This window comes from Pseudomonas sp. BN102, assembly GCF_029871245.1.
Lineage (GTDB): Bacteria > Pseudomonadota > Gammaproteobacteria > Pseudomonadales > Pseudomonadaceae > Metapseudomonas.
Genome location: NZ_SSON01000039.1, coordinates 64,752 through 83,043, shown reverse-complemented (window position 1 = coordinate 83,043; position 18,292 = coordinate 64,752). Strand labels below are relative to the sequence as shown.

The following is an 18,292-nucleotide window of genomic DNA, read 5'->3' as shown; positions in this document are numbered from 1 at the left end:
CATTGGTGCGCACGGCGCACCCTACGAACAGGGACATCTCACGCAGCATCAACCCCTCCACTTCTCGCCGGGGATGACGATCATCGAGAAATAGGGCGAGGCCATGGGGTCCACCTCGTCCAGCGGCACGATGCGTTGGTTGGCCATGGTGGCGCGCTCCACATAGTGGGCGCGACCGGCGATGCCGAGCTCCTGGAGCACCCGGCGCACCTTGTCGAAATTGCGGCCGAGCTTCATCACCACAGCGGCTTCGGCGTCGCGCAGGCGGTCCTTCAGTTCATCCTCGGGCAGCACGCCGGAGAGCACCGAGAGGCTCTGGTTGCGGTACACCAGCGGCACGCCGAGCACTGCCGCGCTGCCCAGCATGGAGCAGACGCCCGGCACCACTTCCACCTCGTAGCGGCTGGAAAGGCGGTCGTGCAGATACATGTAGGAGCCGTAGAAGAAAGGGTCGCCTTCGCAGATCACCGCCACGTCGCGGCCGGCTTCCAGGTGCCGGGCCACCTGTTCGGCGGCAGTGTCGTAGAAGTCGCTGATCACGGTCTCGTAGGACAGCGGCGGCTCCAGTTTCTCGGTGGTTACCGGATAGACCAGCGGCATGCGCTGCTGGGACTCCGTCAGGTGCTGTTCGATGATGCCGAAGGCGTTGCCGCCCTGGCCCTGGCTGGCCTTCGCCTTGGCCACGAAGTAGCCGACCACGGGCGAGGCTTGCAGCAGGCGCAGGGCCTTGACCGTGATCAGTTCCGGGTCGCCGGGGCCGACGCCCAGGCCGATCAGCCGTCCTTTGCCGGAACTCATCATTCCTCCTCCGTGGCGAGGGCATTGACCGCCGCCGCCGCCATGGCGCTGCCGCCGCGACGGCCGCGCACTATCACGTAGGGCACGCCGCGGCTGTCGGCGGCGAGCATTTCCTTGGATTCCGCCGCGCCGACGAAGCCCACCGGGAAGCCGAGGATCAGCGCCGGCTTCGGCGCGCCCGCATCGAGCATTTCCAGCAGGTAGAAGAGCGCGGTGGGGGCGTTGCCGATCACCACGACGCTGCCGTCCAGGTGTTCGCGCCAATGCTCCAGGGCGACCGCCGAGCGGGTGTTGCCCAGTTCGCGGGCCAGCTCCGGCACGCCGGGGTCATTCAGGGTGCAGATGACCGGGTTGTCCGCCGGCAGGCGTGCGCGGGTGATGCCTTCGGCCACCATTCGCGCATCGCAGAGGATCGGCGCGCCGGCGGCCAGGGCGGCGCGACCGGCGTCACCGGCGCCGGGGGAGAAGCGCAGCTCGTCGACCACATCGACCATGCCGCAGGCGTGGATCACCCGCACCGCGAGTTTCTCCAGGTCGGCGGGAATGCCGGCGAGGTTGGCTTCGGCGCGGATGATGGAAAAGGAGTTGCGATAGATCTCCTGACCATCGCGGATGTACTCGATCATGGGGTGGAACTCCAGGTGTCAGGAGAGGCGGCCAGGCGTTCGCCGGCCTCTTGGATGCTGAGGTCGCGCGCCAGCAACCGGCCGAAGCCGGCGCCACCGCGCTGGTAGAGGTCGTAGCGGCCGGGGCCCGCGGCCAGCAGGGTCAGCGGCGCCACATGGGCGGCGGCGCAGGAGCGCGGGCAGCCGCTGAGGTGCGCCACCGCTCCCGCTGGCAGCAGCGGAACCAGCGCCAGTGCATCGGCCTTGGTATCGGCCAGGCCCTTGGCGCAGCCGGCCGAGCCGGTACAGGCGATCAGTCGTGCCAGTGGTTCGCGCGCGTCGGTGCTCAGGCCAAGCGCCTGCATGGCGCCCAGGCAGGCTGCGGCATCCCCGGTATTCGGCAGTAGCACGGATTGCCATGGCGTCAGGCGCAGGCTGCCGTCGCCGTAGGTGTCGGCCAGTTCGGCGAGAGCCGAGAGCTGCGTCGAGTCCAGCCGGCCCAGGGCGGGCGCGCCGCCGACATGGCGGCCGTCGCAAATGCCCAGGTGCGCGAAGGGCCGCGGGGCGGCGCGGCGCCACTCGCCGGCTGGCAACAGGGGCAGGGCAAGTCGTTGCTGCAGGCGCAGCAGCAGGTCGCCTTCCGGATAATTGGCGAGCAGGTGGCGCATGCGCGTCTGCTCCGGGGTCGCCAGTTCGAGGAAGAGGTCCAGCAAAGCTTCCACCAGCGCCGGCACCTGGGCGCGGCGCACGGCGGCCAGGGCGGGCGCGTCGTCCTTCGCCTGGGGCGGGCAGCCGGCCAGGCCGAAGGCGAACAGCGCGTCTTCGCTCCGGCCCATGGCGGCCAGCCAGATGTCGTGGGGGTGGTCCAGCATCGCCATGGCTTCGCCGCCGTCCAGCAGCAGGGCGAACTTGGGCGACAGGGCATGCAGGTGCGGCTTGCCTTGCAGCAGGGCGAGCAGTTGCTCGGCCAGCGGCGAGATATCCACAAGGGCGCTCGGATCGAGGCCGGCGAGAGGGCTGACCATCAGGTTGCGTACATCGTCGGCGCTGGGGGTATCCGCACCCAGGCCAGCAGCCAGCAGAGCCTCGATCAACGCCAGTTCGGCGCCGGCGCGGACGCCGCGAACCTGCAGGTTGGAACGGTTGGTGGCCTCGATCAGGCCACTGGCATGGACGCTCGCGGCGGCCGCCACGGCGCGGGCCTGGACGGCGCTCAAGCGGCCGCAGGGCAGTTTGATGCGGCAGATGCCGCCATCCTTCGCCTGGACGATGCGCAGCAGCCCGGGGCAGGCCGAGGGGCGAACGGACAAATCTGTGGGGCGGGTGTGCTTCACCTGGTCACCATGGTTGGCGTCGCGGCGACCCGGTTTCCCCATGTCAGGGATAACGTTGCACCGATACACCCCGCTCGATGCGTACACACGCGACTGGTCTCACCGGCAGGTCTCCTGGCTGGCAGGTCATCATCCACTGCGGCCTTCCCGGTTTCCCAGTGACCCGAATGCATGGACTCGCTGCTTACAGTTGCGGGGGCAGCCACGGCTCGACCGTGTTCCCTCTTAGGCTGGAGCTTGTCAGGTGAGCGCCAGCGACCGATGAAGGGCGCTATTATGCCCGCTTTGCCCGGACCTATGAAAAGGCTGCCTGTCGGAAGCCGAACGGCCCTGGCGTTTTCGGAAATGAGGACGGTGCAATGCAGCCCTGGCTGACCGTGGTGGGAATAGGCGAAGACGGCTACGCCGGCCTGGGCAAGGCCGCGCGTCACGCTTTGCTGGGCGCCGTCGAAGTGGTCGGCGGCTCGCGCCAGCTCGACCTGCTGCCCCACTGCATCCGTGCCCGCCGCACGCCCTGGCCCAGCCCGTTTTCCTTGGCACCGGTGCTGGAGAAACGCGGCACGCCGGTCTGCGTGCTGGCCAGCGGCGACCCCATGCTGTTCGGCGTTGGCGCCAGTCTGGCCCGCCAGGTACCGATCGACGAGATGCGGGTGATTCCCGCGCCATCGTCATATTCCCTGGCCGCCGCCCGCCTGGGCTGGCCGCTGCAGGAGGTGACCCTGCTGTCGGTGGTGGCCAGACCCCTGGCCGCGCTCAATGCACATCTGCATGCCGGCGCGCGCCTGCTGGTGCTGAGCAACGACGGCGGCAGCCCGGCGGCTATCGCCGCATTGCTGGCCGAGCGTGATTTCGGCCCCAGTCGCCTGACGGTGCTGGAGCACCTGGGCGGCGAACGGGAGCGGCGCATCGACGGTATCGCCAGCGACTGGACCCTGAACGCCGCCGCTGACCTCAACCTGGTGGCCGTCGAATGCCGGACCGGCGACGGCGCCCGGGCGCTGCCGCTGACCACCGGCCTGCCCGACGACGCCTTCCGCCACGATGGCCAGCTGACCAAGCGCGACGTGCGCGCCATCACCCTGGCGCGGCTGGCACCTCGGCCCGACGAGCTGCTCTGGGACGTGGGCGCCGGCTGCGGCTCAATCGGCATCGAGTGGATGCGTACGCATCCCAGCTGCCGCGCCATTGCCATCGAAACCAATGAGGGTCGCCAGGGACATATCCAGCACAACCGCGACGCCCTCGGTGTGCCCGGCCTGCAACTGGTGGCTGGCCAGGCCCCAGTGGCGCTGGAAGGCCTACCCGCGCCGGATGCCATCTTCATCGGCGGCGGCGTCACCGAGCCTGGCGTGCTGGACAGTTGCTGGCGCCAGCTCAAGCCTGGCGGCCGGCTGGTGGCCAACGCCGTGACCCTGCAGAGCGAAGCCACCCTGGTGGCCTTTCGCGAACGCCACGGTGGTGAACTCACCCGTATCGCCATCGCCCAGGCGCAGCCGCTGGGCGGCTTCGACACCTGGCGCTCGGCGCTGCCGATTACCCTGCTGGAAGTGGTGAAGCCTTGAGCGCGGAGCTACCGCTTGTCTCCCCTCTCCCGCTTGCGGGAGAGGGGCCGGGGGAGAGGGGCATCGCTGCACTCCGGCGCGAAGGCCATCCCCCTCACCCTAACCCTCTCCCCCAAGGGGGCGAGGGGACTTGTCCGAGCGCTCCCGAACATGCGTGACGAAACCCCCGAGCAACCCGCGCCCCTGCGCAGCGGCTACACCACCGGCAGCTGCGCCACCGCCACCAGCCTGGCGGCGGCGCGCCTGCTGCTGGGCGGGGCGGTGCTGGACGCGGTGGAGATCACCCTGCCCAAAGGCCGCCAGGTGCTGATGCGCCTGGAGTTCTGCCGGCTGATTGAGGGCGGCGCCGAGGCGGGCACCCTGAAGGATGCCGGCGATGACCCGGACGTGACCCACGGCGCGCTTATATACGCCCGGGTCCGCCTGGCCGCCGAACCCGGCGTGCGCTTCCACGCCGGCCCCGGCGTCGGCACCGTCACCAAGCCGGGCCTGACCCTGGCGGTCGGGGAGCCGGCAATCAATCCGGTGCCGCGGCAGATGATGACCCGCCACCTGGCCCAGCTCGCCGCCGAGCACGGCTACGGCGGCGGATTCGAGGTGACCATCTGCGTGCAGGGCGGCGAGGAGCTGGCGCTGAAGACCATGAACCCGCGCCTGGGCATCCTTGGCGGACTGTCGATCCTCGGCACCACCGGCATAGTCCGCCCCTTTTCCTGCTCGGCCTATATTGCCTCCATCCAACAGGGCATAGACGTGGCCCGCGCCAATGGCTTCACCCACCTGGCCGCCTGCACCGGCAACGCCAGCGAAGACGCCATGCGCAAGCGCTACCACCTGGACGATACCGCCCTGATCGAAATGGGCGACTTCGTCGGCGCGGTGCTCAAGCACCTGCGGAAGGCGCCCGTGGCCAAGCTCAGCCTGTGCGGCGGCTTCGGCAAGATCAGCAAGCTCGCCGCCGGCCACATGGACCTGCACAGCCGCAGCTCCAGCATCGACCTGCCGCTGTTGGCGCAATGGGCCGCGGAGCTTGGCGCCGGCGCCGAACTGCAGGAGGCCATGCGCGGCGCCAACACCAGCCAGCAGGCGCTGGTGCTGGCCCATGCCGCCGGCATCTGCCTGGGCGATGCGGTCTGCGCCCACGCTCTGGCTTTCGCCCGCAAGATGGTGCCAGCCAGCGTGGCGCTGGAAGTCTTCGCCATCGATCGCCAGGGCAATATCGTCGGCGAGGCCGTGGAGCAGCCATGAAGCGAATCCTTTTGCTGGGCGGTGTCAGTGAGGCGCTGGCCCTTGCCCGGCGTCTCGGTCCCGAGCACATCTACAGCCTCGCTGGCCTCGGCAAGGTACCGGATGACCTGGCTTGTCAGGTGCGTGTCGGCGGCTTTGGCGGTGCCGAAGGCCTGGCCCGATTCATCGTGGAGGAGGGCATTGGCCTGCTTCTCGACGCCACCCATCCCTACGCCGCGCAGATCAGCCGCAATGCCGCCATGGCTGCCGAGCTGGCCCGCATCCCTTGCTGGGCCCTGCGCCGCTCCGGCTGGCAGGCCGGCCCCGAGGATGACTGGCGCGACGTCGCCGACTGGGCCGAGCTGATCGAAGCGCTGAAAGACTTTCGTCGGCCCTTCTTCACCCTTGGCCGCGAGCCTCTGGAGCACCTCCACGAAATCCCCGCGCAGCGGCACTGGACGGTGCGTTGCCTGCAATCTCTGCCGGCAGGCGAACGCTACGAAGTGATCGGTGCCCGTGGACCCTTCAACCTGGACGGCGAGCGCGAGCTGTTTTCCCGACTGCAGAGCGATGTGCTGATCAGCAAGAACAGCGGCAGCCAGTCCACCGAGCCCAAGCTGCAGGTGGCCCGTGAACTCGGGCTGCCGGTCTTGATCCTCAAGCGCCCCGAACTGCCGCCTGTGACACGTGAATTCGATTCAGTCGATGACCTTTGGCAGGCCATCGCGACCTACCTGGAAACCCCATGACCGCAACACCCTACGCCCGCGTGCTATTCGCCGGGCCGGACCTCGCTAAAGGCTCCTTCGCCGAACTCTTCCGCCGCCAACTCGTGACACTGCTCGGCGAGGCGGCCCTGGCCGATATCGTCGACACCTCCGCTGGTTACGACGCCCTTTGGCCGCTCGTCCAGTCCAGCCCGCGCCCACTGCTGGTGATCGACCTCGATCCGCGGTCTTCTCCCCAGCACCTGGACTGGCTACGCAGCGAACTGGGCAGACTGAACGCCCCCGAGCAACTCTTCGCCGCTAGCCTGCTGGGTCAGTACGACACCGATCCGGCGGGCGCCGCCTGCACCCTGGCCGACCGCCGCGAACTGCACCTCCCTTGCGTGGATGTGCCGGCCCTGCCCGAGCATCACTCCTGGTCCTGCATCCCGCCCCATTCCCGCCGTCTGCTCCTTTGCAACGGCCCCCGCTGCACCCGCCGTGGTGCACTGCCGCTGTGGAAGAAACTGCGCGAAGCCCTCAAGGACGCCGGCAAGCTGGAATGCGAAGGCGGCGTGCTGATCACCCGCACCCATTGCCAATACCCCTGCGACGAAGGCCCCACCGCCAGCCTCCAACCGGACGGCGAGTGGTACCGCATTCGCAATGAAGAAGAGGTGCTGCGCTGGGTGCAGGAACGGATCGTGGAAGAGCGGGTGGTGCCGGAGATGTTGATGAAGTCGTGACCGGTAGGCGGCGAATCGCTGACGCCGGCGTCATTGATGGGTTTCGCGGAGCTCAACCCATCCTACGCGGCTACCCGAGCCCGCCGGCTGACTCCGTGGCCGCCGGCGCGAGTCACCTCTCTCCTCTTCAGGGAGAGGGGCTGGGGGAGAGGGCGGTTGCCTGAAACTCGGAGATGCTCCTGTAATCCGCCCCCAGCTCCGCTGCCAGCTGCTTCGCCCGCCCCAGGCGAATCGGGCCACCTTCGATATCTACCAGAAGCGTCGGACAACCCAGTGCGCCTAGCGCCGGCCACTCCTTCAATCGCCCATCGGTAAGGATCAGCATCCGCTGTTCCTCGGCCGGCTTTTGCCGTTTCCGTTTCGCCAGCCAGAGAGCTGCCTGCTGCAGCGCTTCGATCAGCGGAGTGCCACCGCCAGCGCCCAGATCGGCAAGCCAGTGGTGCAAGGCGGGGGAGGCTTTCCGGCCCTGCCAGAGCCAGTGCGGCTGGCGGCCGGTGGCGTGGAGCACGGCGAGGCGGGCGCGTTGGCGATAGGCTCCGTCGAAAATCCCAGTCAGCAGGCCTTTGGCCTGGGACAGTGCACCGTGGCGGCGGGTGGAGGCGGAGGCGTCCACCAGCACCAGCCAGAGTTCGTCGGGGCGTTGGCTGCGTGGCGCGCGGACCAGGTCGGCGGCCTTGCGCGGGCGGCCGCGCAGCAGGGTGGGCAGCCACTGGATGACGCCCTCCGGACCGGTACGGCGGCCGCCGCTGCGGCCTTTACCGAGGGTGCCTGGTCTGGGCCTGGCATCCGCGCCTGTGACCTTGCGCGGGCGGATGCTCAGGGCTTTTTTGGCCAGCGCGGCAGCTCGCGCCGTTCGCCCATGGGCATGGCTTGCGCGGGCAGTTCGCCCCATTGGCCTTCACCTGGCGATGCTTGCGCTTGCTGGCCGGTGGGCTGCGCTTGCGGGGGCTGCGCGACCGGCGGCGGGGCATGCAGGCGGCGGTGGGCGAGGGCGAAGTGTTCAACGGCGTCCAGGTCTGCGACTTCGATGCGTTCGGCGCCGCGCCAGGCGGCGTGGGCGCGGGCGGCGCGCAGCCAGACCAGGTCGGCGCGCAGGCCGTCGACACCAGCGGCATAGCAGCGCCGGGCGATCTCATCCAGGGCAGCGTCCTCCAGGGGGATGGCGGCAAGGTGATCGCGGGCTTCCTGGCAGCGTTGCGCCAAGGCCTGCTGCTCGCCGCTCCATTGGGCGACGAAGGCTTGTGGATCGGCATCGAAGGCCAGGCGGCGGCGCACGATCTCAGCGCGCTCGGCCGGTTGCGGCTGGCCGTTCTGCAGCACCTTGAGGCCGAAGCGATCGAGCAACTGCGGGCGCAGTTCGCCTTCCTCGGGATTCATGGTGCCGATGAGCACGAAGCGCGCCGGGTGGCGGTGGGAGATGCCATCGCGCTCCACCAGATTGATGCCACTGGCGGCCACGTCCAGCAGCAGATCCACCAGGTGGTCGGGCAGCAGGTTGACCTCGTCCACGTAGAGCACACCACCGTGGGCCTTGGCCAGCACGCCGGGGGAGAACTGCGCGCGGCCTTCGCCCAGCGCGGCATCCAGGTCCAGGGTGCCGACTATGCGTTCCTCGCTGGCGCCGAGCGGCAGGGTGACGAAGATGCCATCCGGCAGTAGCTCGGCGATGCCCCGCGCCAGGGTCGACTTGGCCATGCCACGCGGGCCTTCGATCAGCACACCGCCAATGGCCGGATCGATGGCGGCGAGGTAGAGCGCCAGCTTCAGCTCATCGGCGCCGACTACGGCGGCCAGGGGAAAGTGGGGTAGGTCGGACATGTCGGGTTCCTGCAAATGCATGGCGGGCATGGTAGCGAAAGCCCGAAGGCGCCGATAGAAATCAGTGATTGAACGGCCGGCTGCGATGAAGTAGGTTAGCCAGCATTCGCTTTGGAGATCGTCATGCCGCACCTCGCTACCACTTCGCTCATCGCTTGCCAGGCTTCAGCCCCGGCGCGGGTGCGTGTGGCCGCTGCGGCCAGCTATTTCTATGGGTATTGGTTTAGCCACGGGCTGGCCTGATACCCCATCAGGCGGCCCACTCCAGCAGGGTCGCCGCCAAAGCTCCACGAAACCCCCGGTCGGCAACCCGACCGGGGGTTTTGTTTTTTCTACGGCCCACAAGGCCAACCGTACGTACATCGAGGATCGCACCATGATCAGCTACCGCCCCTATCAGACTTATTACCGCAACTCCGACTGGCGATTTAGCCGCTTTGCCAACGCCCTGATTCCCTTGCTTCGAACACCCAGATAGAGCGCCGCGCGCGGACCGAGCCGCGCCGGCCGAGGATGCCAGTCATGAATTCTTCCGTTTCCGTTCTGCCTACCGCTGCCCAGTCCCTGCACGTCGTTGCCCTGGACGCGGCCATCCCGTCTTCCCGCACCACCCAGCCGTTACCCAGCCCCGCCGAACTGCGCCAGCGCCTGCCGCTGTCCCATGAGCTCGCCCGCCAGATCCGCGCCCAGCGCGAGGCCGTGCGCGCCGTGCTGGATGGCGAGGATTCGCGCCTGCTGGTGGTGGTCGGCCCCTGTTCCATCCACGACCCTGATTCCGCCCTCGACTACGCCCGGCGCCTCTCAGCCCTGGCACCGGAAGTCAGCGACCAGCTGTTGTTGGTGATGCGCGCCTACGTAGAGAAGCCGCGCACCACGGTGGGCTGGAAGGGCCTGGTCTACGACCCGCATCTGGATGGCAGCGGCGACATGGCCGAGGGCCTGGCCCTGAGCCGCCGGTTGATGCTGGACATGGCCGAGCTGGGCCTGCCGATCGCCACCGAGCTGCTGCAGCCGCTGGTCGCCGGCTACCTGGACGACCTGCTGAGCTGGGCCGCCATCGGCGCGCGCACCAGCGAGTCGCAGATCCATCGCGAGCTGGTGAGCGGCCTGGACCTGCCGGTGGGCTTCAAGAATGGCACCGACGGCAGCCTCGGTATCGCCACCGACGCCATGCGCTCGGCGGCCCATCCGCACCAGCACTTCGGCATCGATGCCCAGGGCCGCCCGGCGCTGGTGCAGACCGCGGGCAACGCGGACACCCACCTGGTGCTGCGCGGCGGTCACCAGGGCCCAAACCACGACGCGGCCAGTGTGCAGGCAGCCCGGGCAGGCCTGGAGAAGCTCGGTATCGCGCCGCGCATCCTGGTCGATTGCAGTCATGCCAACAGCGGCAAGGACCCGCTGCGCCAGCCGGCGGTGCTGGAAGACGTGATCGCCCAGCGCCTGGCCGGCCAGGACGCCCTGCGCGGCGTGATGATCGAGAGCCACCTGTTCGATGGCGCCCAGTCGCTGTCCTGCGACCTGCGCTATGGCGTGTCCATCACCGATGGTTGCCTGGGGTGGGCAGGCACCGAGGCGATTTTGCGGAAGGCAGCCGCGCGGTTGCGCGGGTGAGTTTCGTACGGTCGTGCAGGGGCGATTTCAATCGCCAAGCGGACCGCAGGTCCGCCCTGAGGGAGCGAGAGGGCAACGTCGTTGCCCCTGGCGAATGAATTCCCCCTACAAGAGCAAAGGCAATTCACTGCTCCTCGATATCCAGCAATAGATTCTCGATCGCCTCGCGGTATGCCCCTGGGTTCTCCCACAGCCCTCGCTGCTGCGCCTCCACCAGGCGCTCGGCGATATCGCGCAGGGCTTCGGGGTTGTGCTGCTGGATGAATTCACGGGTGTCTTCGTCCAGTAGGTAGGCATCGGCCAGCAACTGGTACTGGTGGTCGTCCACCAGTTCGCTGGTGGCGTCGAAGGCGAACAGATAGTCCACGGTCGCCGCCAGTTCGAAGGCGCCCTTGTAGCCGTGGCGCTTCATGCCGGCGATCCACTTGGGGTTGGCGGCGCGGGCGCGCACCACCCTGCCAAGCTCTTCCTTGAGGCTGCGGATGCGCGGCAGGTCCGGCTGGCTGTGGTCGCCGTGGTAGCTGGCGACCTTTTCCCCGCGCAGGGTCTCGACGGCGGCAAGCATGCCGCCCTGGAACTGGTAGTAGTCGTTGGAGTCGAGTATGTCGTGCTCGCGGTTGTCCTGGTTGTGCAGCACGGCCTGCAGCCGTTCCAGGCGCTGGACGAAGCGTTCCCGCGCCGGGGTGCCGGCGTCCTGGGCGCCGTAGGCGTAGCCGCCCCAGTTGAGGTAGACCTCGGCCAGTTCGGCGCGGTCCTGCCACTGGCGCTCCTCGATGGCGCCCTGCACGCCGGCGCCGTAGGCACCAGGCTGGGCGCCGAAGATGCGCCAGCCGGCCTGCAGCCGGGCTTCCTCGGCGGCCAGGCCCGCGGCGGCGAGGCGTGAGCTTTCCTGTTTCACGCGTGCGGCCAGGGGGTTCATGTCTTCGGGCTCGTCCAGTTCGGCCACGGCCTGCACGGCGGCGTCGAACAGGCGGATGAGGTTGGCGAAGGCGTCGCGGAAGAAGCCGGAGACTCGCAGGGTCACGTCCACTCGCGGGCGGTCGAGCAATGACAGCGGCAATATCTCGAAGTCTTCCACCCGCTGGCTGCCGGCCTGCCAGACAGGGCGCACGCCCATCAGGGCCAGGGCCTGGGCGATATCGTCACCGCCGGTGCGCATGGTGGCGGTGCCCCAGACGGACAGGCCGAGCTGGCGCAGGTGGTCGCCGTGGTCCTGCAGGTGGCGATCCAGCAGCAGGCTGGCGGACTGGAAGCCCAGGCGCCAGGCTGTGGGTGTAGGCAGATTGCGCACGTCGACGGTGAAGAAGTTGCGCCCGGTCGGCAGCACGTCGAGGCGTCCGCGGCTGGGCGCGCCGCTGGGTCCGGGTGGGACGAAGCGGCCTTCCAGGGCGGCCACTACGCCGCCGATCTCAGCCGCGCCACAGGCGTCCAGGGTGGGGGCTATCACGGCGCGCAGGTTGTGGATAACCGCATCGCTGGCCGGTCCGATGGAGCCGAAATCGGTGGTTTCGATCAGGCCCAGGGCCAGCAACTCCAGGCGCTCGCGGGTATCGCCGTTGCTGCGCCAGGGGTCATCGCTGACGGCCGCCAGCACGGCCGGACGCGGGCCCTGCCAGTCCTCGGCCCAGTTGCAATCCAGCGGATCGCGGCCGAGCGCCAGGTCTGTCTCCAGAGCGCGCAGCAAGCTGGCATTGGCACCCTTGCCGTCACCCCGCGGAATGCGCACCAGGGACAGCAGGGTATCGTCGCGCAGGCGCCCGGCGGGGGATTCGCCGAACACATGGAGGCCGTCGCGGATCTGCGATTCCTTGAGGTCGCAGAGGTAGGCATCCAGCTGCGGCAGCCAGCTTTCCGGGTCGTCGCTGAGGCTGAGGTTCAGCTCGCGGTCCAGGGCGGTGGCCTTCACCAACTCGAGGATCTCCCCACGCAGCTGCACGGCGCGGCGCGGGTCCAGCAGGGAGGCGTCGTAGTACTCGTCGGCCAGGCGTTCGAGGTCGCGCAGCGGGCCGTAGTTCTCGGCGCGGGTCAGCGGTGGCATCAGGTGGTCGATGATCACCGCCTGGGCGCGGCGCTTGGCCTGGGCGCCTTCGCCGGGGTCGTTGACGATGAAGGGGTAGATGTTCGGCAGCGGGCCGAGCACGGCGTCCGGCCAGCATTCGGCGGACAGGCCGACACCCTTGCCCGGCAGCCACTCCAGGTTGCCGTGCTTGCCCACATGGATCAGCGCATCGGTGGCGAATACCTCGCGTAGCCAGAAATAGAAAGCGAGGTAGCCATGGGGCGGCACCAGCGCGGCGTCGTGGTAGATGGCCGCCGGGTCCAGCTGGTAGCCGCGCGCCGGCTGGATCCCGACGAAGGCGAGGCCGAAGCGCAGGCCGGCGACCATCATGCGGCCGGCGCGGAACATCGGGTCCTGCTGCGGCTCGCCCCAGCGTTCGCGTACCGCCTGCTGGTTGGCCTCGGGCAGGCGGGCAAAACAGGCCAGGTAGTCATCCAGCGCCAGGCTCTGGGCGCAGGGGCGCAGGTCAAGGTTATCGAGGTCGTTGCTGACGCCGCCCAGCAGGCTGTGGACAAGTGCCGTACCGCTGTCCGGCAGACCGGCGACCGGGTAGCCCTCCGCCTCCAGGGCGCGGAGGATGTTCAGTGCGGCAGCCGGGGTGTCCAGGCCCACGCCGTTGCCGATGCGGCCGTCGCGGGTGGGGTAGTTGGCCAGCACCAGGGCGATGCGCTTGTCGGCGTTGGCCTTGCGCGCCAGCTCGCACCAGCGCCGCGCCAGCGCGGCGACGAAGTCCATGCGCTCGATATGCGGCAGGTAGCAGACCACGTCGCTCTGGCTGCGCTCGCTGCGCCAGGCCATGCCCTTGAAACTGATGGCGCGGGTAATGATGCGGCCGTCCAGCTCCGGCAGGGCGATGTGCATGGCCAGGTCGCGCGGGCCCAGGCCCTGGGGGTTGTCGCGCCAGAGCGGTTCGTTATCCAGCGAGCAGATGGCCTGCAGCACCGGGATATCGCGGCGGAAGGGGCGCAGGCTGGGGGCGTCCGGATTGGACTGGGCGAAACCCGTGGTGTTGATGATCAGTCCGGCGCCGGCCTGGTCCAGCCAGTTTTCCACCGCCGCCAGGCACTCGGCTTCCTTGAGACTGGCGACGGCGATGGGCAGGGGATTCAGGCCCTGGGCGGCCAGGCGCTCGCAGAAGGCGTCGATGAAGGCAGTGTTCGCCGCCTGCAGGTGGGTGCGGTAGAAGAGCAGGGCGGCCACCGGCCGTCCCGCCTGCCAGTCCGCTTGCCAGTCGTCCAGCCGTGCCTGGCGCTGGCTTGGGTGGTAGAGGGCGACGCGGGGCAGGGCCTGCGGCTCGCTCCAGGGATAGTCGCGCGCGAGCCACAGACTGGCCAGGTAATTGAACAGTTGCCGGGCATTGTCCAGGCCGCCCTGGCGCAGGTACTGCCAGAGGCGGTCGGCATCCGCGGCCGGCACGTTGCAGAGGCTGGCTAGCTCGGGGTCGGGGCGATCGTCGCCGGGCACGAGGATCAGCCTGGCGCCGCGCTCGGCCAGGGCCACCAGCTGCTCGATGCCGTAGCGCCAGTAGCCGACGCCACCGTGTACCGAAATAAGGATGACCTTGGCATGCTGCAGCACCTCGTCGACATAGAGGTCTACCGAGGCGTGATTCTGCAGCTGCATGGGGTTGGCCAGGCGCAGGCTCGGGTAGTCCGCCGGCAGCTCGCGTGCAGCCTCGGCAAGCAGCGCCAGGTGGGAGTCGCCGCTGCACAGGATCACCAGCTCGGCGGGCGTCTGGGCCAGGTGGGCGATGCCGTCGTCGGGGACGAAACCGCCGGGTTGGGTGCGCAGGAGGTGCATGGCTGGCCTATCTCACTTTGGGCAGCACCCTCTCCCCAGCCCTCTCCCTGAAGGGAGAGGGAGCCGGTTCGGAGTGCGCCGGTGCAGAGGAGTGTCGGCGGAGCGCCGTACAAGCTCCCCTCTCACGCTTGCGGGAGAGGGGCTGGGGGAGAGGGCAGTGGATCTCACGCCAGCGCGGTCTTCAGCTCATTGGCGATGGCCGCCTGGTCCAGCTCCTGGCCGATCACCACCAGGCGGGTGTTGCGGGTTTCGTCGCTCAGCCACTTGCGGTCGAAGTGCTTGTCGAAGCGCTTGCCGACGCCCTGGATCAGCAGGCGCATGGGCTTGCCGGGGATGGCGGCGAAGCCCTTGATGCGCAGGATGGCGTGGCGCTCCACCAGGTGCGCCAGGGCTTCAAGAAGGGCGCGTTCTTCCACTTCCGGCAGGTCGACATGGAAGGAGTCGAACTCGTCGTGGTCGTGGTCCTCATGGCCCTCGTGGTCGTGGTGGGTGGGGCGGTTGTCGATGTGCAGCTCGGCCTCGGCGTTCAGGCCCAGCAGCACTTCGAGCGGGAGCTTGCCGGCACTGGCTTCGACGATCTTCACCGCCGGCGGCAGCTCTTCGGCGACTTCGGCGCGCACCGCCGCCAGTGCTGCGGCGTCGAGCAGGTCGGCCTTGTTGAGGATCACCAGGTCGGCGCTGGCCAACTGGTCCTCGAACAGTTCGTGCAGCGGCGACTCGTGGTCGAGGTTCGGGTCTTGCTTGCGCTGCTCGTCCACCTGCTCGGGGTGGGCGGCGAAGGTGCCGGCGGCCACGGCCGGGCTGTCCACCACCGTGATCACCGCGTCCACGGTGCAGGCATTGCGGATTTCCGGCCACTGGAAGGCCTGCACCAGGGGCTTGGGCAGGGCCAGGCCGGAGGTTTCGATGAGGATCTGGTCGAGGTCGCCGCGGCGCGCCACCAGCTCGCGCATGACCGGGAAGAACTCCTCCTGCACCGTGCAGCAGAGGCAGCCGTTGGCCAGTTCGAACACGCGGCCCACGGCCTCTTCCTCGCTGCAGCCGATGGAGCATTGCTTGAGGATCTCGCCGTCGATGCCCAGCTCGCCGAACTCGTTGACGATCACCGCGATGCGGCGGCCTTCGGCATTGTCCAGCATGTGACGGAGCAGGGTGGTCTTACCGGCACCGAGGAAGCCGGTGACTATGGTGACGGGGAGTTTTGCCAGGGTTTTCATGCACGGCGGCCCTTTGCTGGGGATCGGTCGGATCGGCGGGCGTGCAGGACGAAGGCGCGGAGAAGCCCGTGCCTGGTTTCGCCACCGGATCACCCCGCCCGGTTGTCTGAAAGCTCGTCGAGGCAGGTCTCCTGGCTCACGACCCTGCGCCTGGCGCGGCACCTTCGCCTTCCCGCTTGCGCAGTGGCGTATGAAGGGCCCAGGGGGCGTTCACAGTTGCGGGGGCAGCCGTGGCCTTGACCACGTTCCCTCTTAGCTCCGGGACGCGCCCGGAGAACCTCGAAGGGGCGAAGGCTACGCAGGGCGCCAACGACGGTCAATCGCGGCAGTTGACGCTTGGTCGGACTCGTGATGTCCTAGCACGGTTTTTTCAGGTGCCCCGCGTCGTCGTGCGCGGGGTGAAACGGGAAGTCGGTGCATCCCCCAGGGATTAGTCCGACGCTGCCCCCGCAACGGTAAGCGAACGTAGGGATTAGTAGGCCACTGTGCTTTCGGGCATGGGAAGGCAAGCCCATCCTGCCATCGGCAGGCGTCGCAAGCCCGGAGACCGGCCTGATCACGTTTTGGCAACCCGCGGTGGGCGGGCGCAAGCCGGAAATCGGGGTGCCTGTGCGCCCGCTTCCCTCATGCGCGTTCCCCTGCTGGTATCACTTGCAACGCAGAGGGAACCTCCATGTCCAGCCGCACCCTGTCCCATTCCGCCGCTTCCTCCTCGACCCTGGCCCAACGCCTGGTGCTGGCCATCGGCGCCGGCCTGATCGGCCTGTCCCTGGTGTACTTCGCCGGCTTCTCGCATATCGAGGCCGTGCACAACGCCGCCCACGACACCCGTCACAGCGCCGCCTTCCCCTGCCACTGAGTGAGCTCAGATGATCAAGCGCATTGCCCAGACCGCCGGTTTTTCCGGCCTGATCGCCGCCCTGGTGCTGACCCTGCTGCAGAGCCTGTGGGTCACCCCGCTGATCCTCCAGGCGGAGACCTATGAAAACGCCGAGCCGGCCGCGTCGGTGGAACATGTCGACGACCATCAGCACGGCGCCGCCGCCGTGGCCCATACCCATGAACACAGCGACGAGGCCTGGGCCCCGGAAGATGGCTGGCAGCGCACCCTGTCCACTGGCGGCAGCAACCTGGTGGTGGCCGTGGGCTTCGCCCTGATCCTCGCCGGACTGTTCAGCCTGCGCGGCCCGACCCGCGCCTGGCAGGGGCTGCTCTGGGGCTTGGGCGGCTTCGCGACCTTTGCCCTGGCTCCGTCCCTCGGCTTGCCGCCGGAGCTTCCGGGCACCGCTGCCGCCGACCTGGCCCAACGCCAGGCCTGGTGGATCGGCACCGCCGCCGCCACCGCTACCGGTCTGGCACTGATCGCCTTCGCTCGCCACTGGGCCCTGCGCATCGTTGGCCTGGCGCTGCTGGTGATCCCCCACCTGGTCGGCGCGCCGCAGCCCGAGGTGCATTCCAGTCTGGCGCCGGAAGCCCTGGAGCACGAGTTCATCGCCGCCTCGCTGATCACCAACGCGCTGTTCTGGGCCGCCCTGGGCTGGGCCGCGGCCTGGCTGTACCAGCGCCACACTGCGGCTTGAACTTGAAATTGGTGGCCGGGCTGGGTTGCCGGCGCGGTTGCCCTGCGGACGAGTTGCAAGGCCTGCTGCTGCAGTGCCTTGCCGAGGCTGGCGCTCCCCTCGACGCACTGGTCGCCCTGGCGAGCTCCGAGGCCAGGGCTGCGGAGCCGGGGTTGATGGCCCTGGCCGAGCGACTGGCGATTCCGCTCCACGGCCTGCCTGTGGATATCCTGGCGGCCCACGAAGGCCGCCTGAGCCAGCCGTCCGAACGGGTGCGCGAGGCAAGCGGCAGCCCGGGCGTGGCCGAAGCCGCCGCCCTGGCCCAGGCCGAGATTCTGATCGGCGGCCATGCCATCCTGCTCATCGACAAACGCCGCAGCGCCAGCGCCACCTGTGCCCTGGCCTGCATCCGACACGAGGCTGAGCGGCCATGACGGTCTTTTTCATCGGCGCCGGCCCCGGCGATCCGGAACTCATCACGGTGAAGGGCCAGCGGCTGATCCGCAGCTGCCCGGTGATCCTCTATGCCGGCTCGCTGGTGCCCGAGGCGGTGCTGGCAGGGCACAGCGCGGAAAAGGTGGTGAACACCGCCGAACTGCACCTCGACGAGATAGTCGCCCTGCTCGCCCAAGCCCATGCCAAGGGGCAGGACGTGGCGCGGGTGCATTCCGGTGACCCGTCGCTCTACGGCGCCATCGGCGAGCAGATCCGCCACCTGCGCGAGCTGGGCATCCCCTATGAGGTGGTGCCCGGTGTGACTGCCACGTCCGCCTGCGCCGCGCTGCTGGGCTGCGAGCTGACCCTGCCGGAGGTGTCGCAGACCCTGATCCTCACCCGTTACGCGAGCAAGACGCGGATGCCCGAAGGCGAGGCCCTGGGCGACCTGGCCCGGCACCGCGCGACCATGGCGATCCACCTGGGCGTGAGCCAGCTGGCGAAGATAGTCGACGAACTGCTGCCGCACTACGGCGCCGACTGCCCCATCGCCGTGATCCATCGTGCCAGCTGGCCCGACCAGGAGCAGGTCACCGGCACCCTCGGCGATATCCTGCCCAAGGTGGCGGCACGGGATTTCCGCCGCACGGCGCTGATCCTGGTGGGGGCGGTGCTGGCCGCTGAAGGCTTCGCCGATTCCTCCCTTTATCGCGCCGACCATGGGCATCTCTACCGCCCGGCAGGGGCGCAGCCGTCACGCGGCTAGTGACGTACGGCGGTGAAACCCGCAGAATGCGGCTCTTATGCGGCG

The 18,292-nt window shown here is 68.9% G+C and carries 16 protein-coding genes and 3 riboswitches; of the genes, 9 read left to right on the top strand and 7 right to left on the bottom strand.

What is annotated here, in order from left to right; genetic code table 11:
* Positions 1-48: 48 nt before the first annotated feature.
* Genes E8F12_RS07350 through cobG form a run of 3 tightly spaced genes read right to left on the bottom strand, consistent with a single transcriptional unit; the run spans position 49 to position 2,737 of the window.
* Positions 49-801, bottom strand: a complete 753-nt coding sequence (locus tag E8F12_RS07350) for a precorrin-2 C(20)-methyltransferase (protein WP_280324612.1) — start codon at positions 799-801, stop codon at positions 49-51.
* Positions 798-1,424 carry a precorrin-8X methylmutase gene (locus tag E8F12_RS07345; protein WP_280324610.1) on the bottom strand — a complete coding sequence of 209 codons (627 nt, stop codon included), beginning with the start codon at positions 1,422-1,424 and terminating at the stop codon, positions 798-800. The genes E8F12_RS07350 and E8F12_RS07345 overlap by 4 nt, the downstream gene beginning before the upstream one ends.
* Entirely contained in the window at positions 1,421-2,737 is a 1,317-nt protein-coding gene (gene cobG, locus E8F12_RS07340) for a precorrin-3B synthase (protein WP_280324609.1), read from the bottom strand. Before cobG ends, E8F12_RS07345 begins: the two co-directional genes overlap by 4 nt.
* Before the next feature lie 86 nt (positions 2,738-2,823).
* A riboswitch (cobalamin riboswitch) is annotated at positions 2,824-3,015 on the bottom strand.
* 81 nt (positions 3,016-3,096) lie between these two features.
* Between cobG and cbiE the strand changes: the two genes are divergently transcribed.
* From cbiE to E8F12_RS07320, 4 genes are all read left to right on the top strand, one after another.
* Complete coding sequence (gene cbiE / locus E8F12_RS07335; RefSeq protein WP_280324608.1) at positions 3,097-4,299, top strand: precorrin-6y C5,15-methyltransferase (decarboxylating) subunit CbiE; 1,203 nt, start codon at positions 3,097-3,099, stop codon at positions 4,297-4,299.
* A gap of 150 nt (positions 4,300-4,449) precedes the next feature.
* Positions 4,450-5,547, top strand: coding sequence for a cobalt-precorrin-5B (C(1))-methyltransferase (locus E8F12_RS07330; protein WP_280324607.1), 1,098 nt, complete (start codon positions 4,450-4,452; stop codon positions 5,545-5,547).
* Complete coding sequence (locus tag E8F12_RS07325; protein ID WP_280324606.1) at positions 5,544-6,275, top strand: cobalt-precorrin-6A reductase; 732 nt, start codon at positions 5,544-5,546, stop codon at positions 6,273-6,275. Before E8F12_RS07330 ends, E8F12_RS07325 begins: the two co-directional genes overlap by 4 nt.
* Complete coding sequence (locus E8F12_RS07320) at positions 6,272-6,979, top strand: (2Fe-2S) ferredoxin domain-containing protein (protein WP_280324605.1); 708 nt, start codon at positions 6,272-6,274, stop codon at positions 6,977-6,979. The genes E8F12_RS07325 and E8F12_RS07320 overlap by 4 nt, the downstream gene beginning before the upstream one ends.
* 127 nt (positions 6,980-7,106) lie before the next feature.
* Here the strand turns inward: E8F12_RS07320 and E8F12_RS07315 are convergent, their stop codons facing one another.
* Positions 7,107-7,871, bottom strand: a complete 765-nt coding sequence (locus E8F12_RS07315) for a VWA domain-containing protein (RefSeq protein WP_280324604.1) — start codon at positions 7,869-7,871, stop codon at positions 7,107-7,109.
* Entirely contained in the window at positions 7,796-8,797 is a 1,002-nt protein-coding gene (locus tag E8F12_RS07310; RefSeq protein WP_280324603.1) for an AAA family ATPase, read from the bottom strand. The genes E8F12_RS07315 and E8F12_RS07310 overlap by 76 nt, the downstream gene beginning before the upstream one ends.
* A 522-nt stretch (positions 8,798-9,319) precedes the next feature.
* Here E8F12_RS07310 and E8F12_RS07305 point away from each other — a divergent pair.
* Positions 9,320-10,411 (top strand): 3-deoxy-7-phosphoheptulonate synthase, encoded by a 1,092-nt coding sequence (locus E8F12_RS07305; RefSeq protein ID WP_280324602.1) that lies wholly within the window; start codon positions 9,320-9,322, stop codon positions 10,409-10,411.
* 124 nt (positions 10,412-10,535) lie between these two features.
* Here E8F12_RS07305 and cobN read toward each other — a convergent pair whose 3' ends face one another.
* Both cobN and cobW read right to left on the bottom strand, forming a co-directional pair.
* The gene (gene cobN / locus E8F12_RS07300; RefSeq protein ID WP_280324601.1) at positions 10,536-14,270 is read right to left on the bottom strand and encodes a cobaltochelatase subunit CobN; all 3,735 of its coding nucleotides are present in this window, start codon (positions 14,268-14,270) and stop codon (positions 10,536-10,538) included.
* 164 nt (positions 14,271-14,434) lie between these two features.
* Complete coding sequence (gene cobW, locus E8F12_RS07295; protein WP_280324600.1) at positions 14,435-15,487, bottom strand: cobalamin biosynthesis protein CobW; 1,053 nt, start codon at positions 15,485-15,487, stop codon at positions 14,435-14,437.
* 103 nt (positions 15,488-15,590) lie between these two features.
* A riboswitch (cobalamin riboswitch) is annotated at positions 15,591-15,784 on the bottom strand.
* Between the two features lie 58 nt (positions 15,785-15,842).
* Positions 15,843-16,058, top strand: a riboswitch (cobalamin riboswitch).
* 102 nt (positions 16,059-16,160) lie between these two features.
* On the opposite strand from cobW, the gene E8F12_RS07290 reads away from it, so the two are divergent.
* The 4 genes from E8F12_RS07290 to cobM are packed head-to-tail and all read left to right on the top strand — an operon-like array spanning position 16,161 to position 18,247.
* On the top strand, positions 16,161-16,346 hold the full coding sequence (locus E8F12_RS07290; protein WP_271410474.1) for a CbtB domain-containing protein: 186 nt from the start codon (positions 16,161-16,163) through the stop codon (positions 16,344-16,346).
* A 10-nt stretch (positions 16,347-16,356) separates the two neighbouring features.
* Positions 16,357-17,067, top strand: coding sequence for a CbtA family protein (locus E8F12_RS07285; protein ID WP_280324599.1), 711 nt, complete (start codon positions 16,357-16,359; stop codon positions 17,065-17,067).
* Complete coding sequence (locus E8F12_RS07280; protein ID WP_348532408.1) at positions 17,064-17,480, top strand: cobalamin biosynthesis protein; 417 nt, start codon at positions 17,064-17,066, stop codon at positions 17,478-17,480. The genes E8F12_RS07285 and E8F12_RS07280 overlap by 4 nt, the downstream gene beginning before the upstream one ends.
* Positions 17,477-18,247: a precorrin-4 C(11)-methyltransferase gene (gene cobM / locus E8F12_RS07275; RefSeq protein ID WP_280324598.1), complete on the top strand. Its 771-nt coding sequence runs from the start codon at positions 17,477-17,479 to the stop codon at positions 18,245-18,247. Before E8F12_RS07280 ends, cobM begins: the two co-directional genes overlap by 4 nt.
* Positions 18,248-18,292 lie beyond the last annotated feature (45 nt).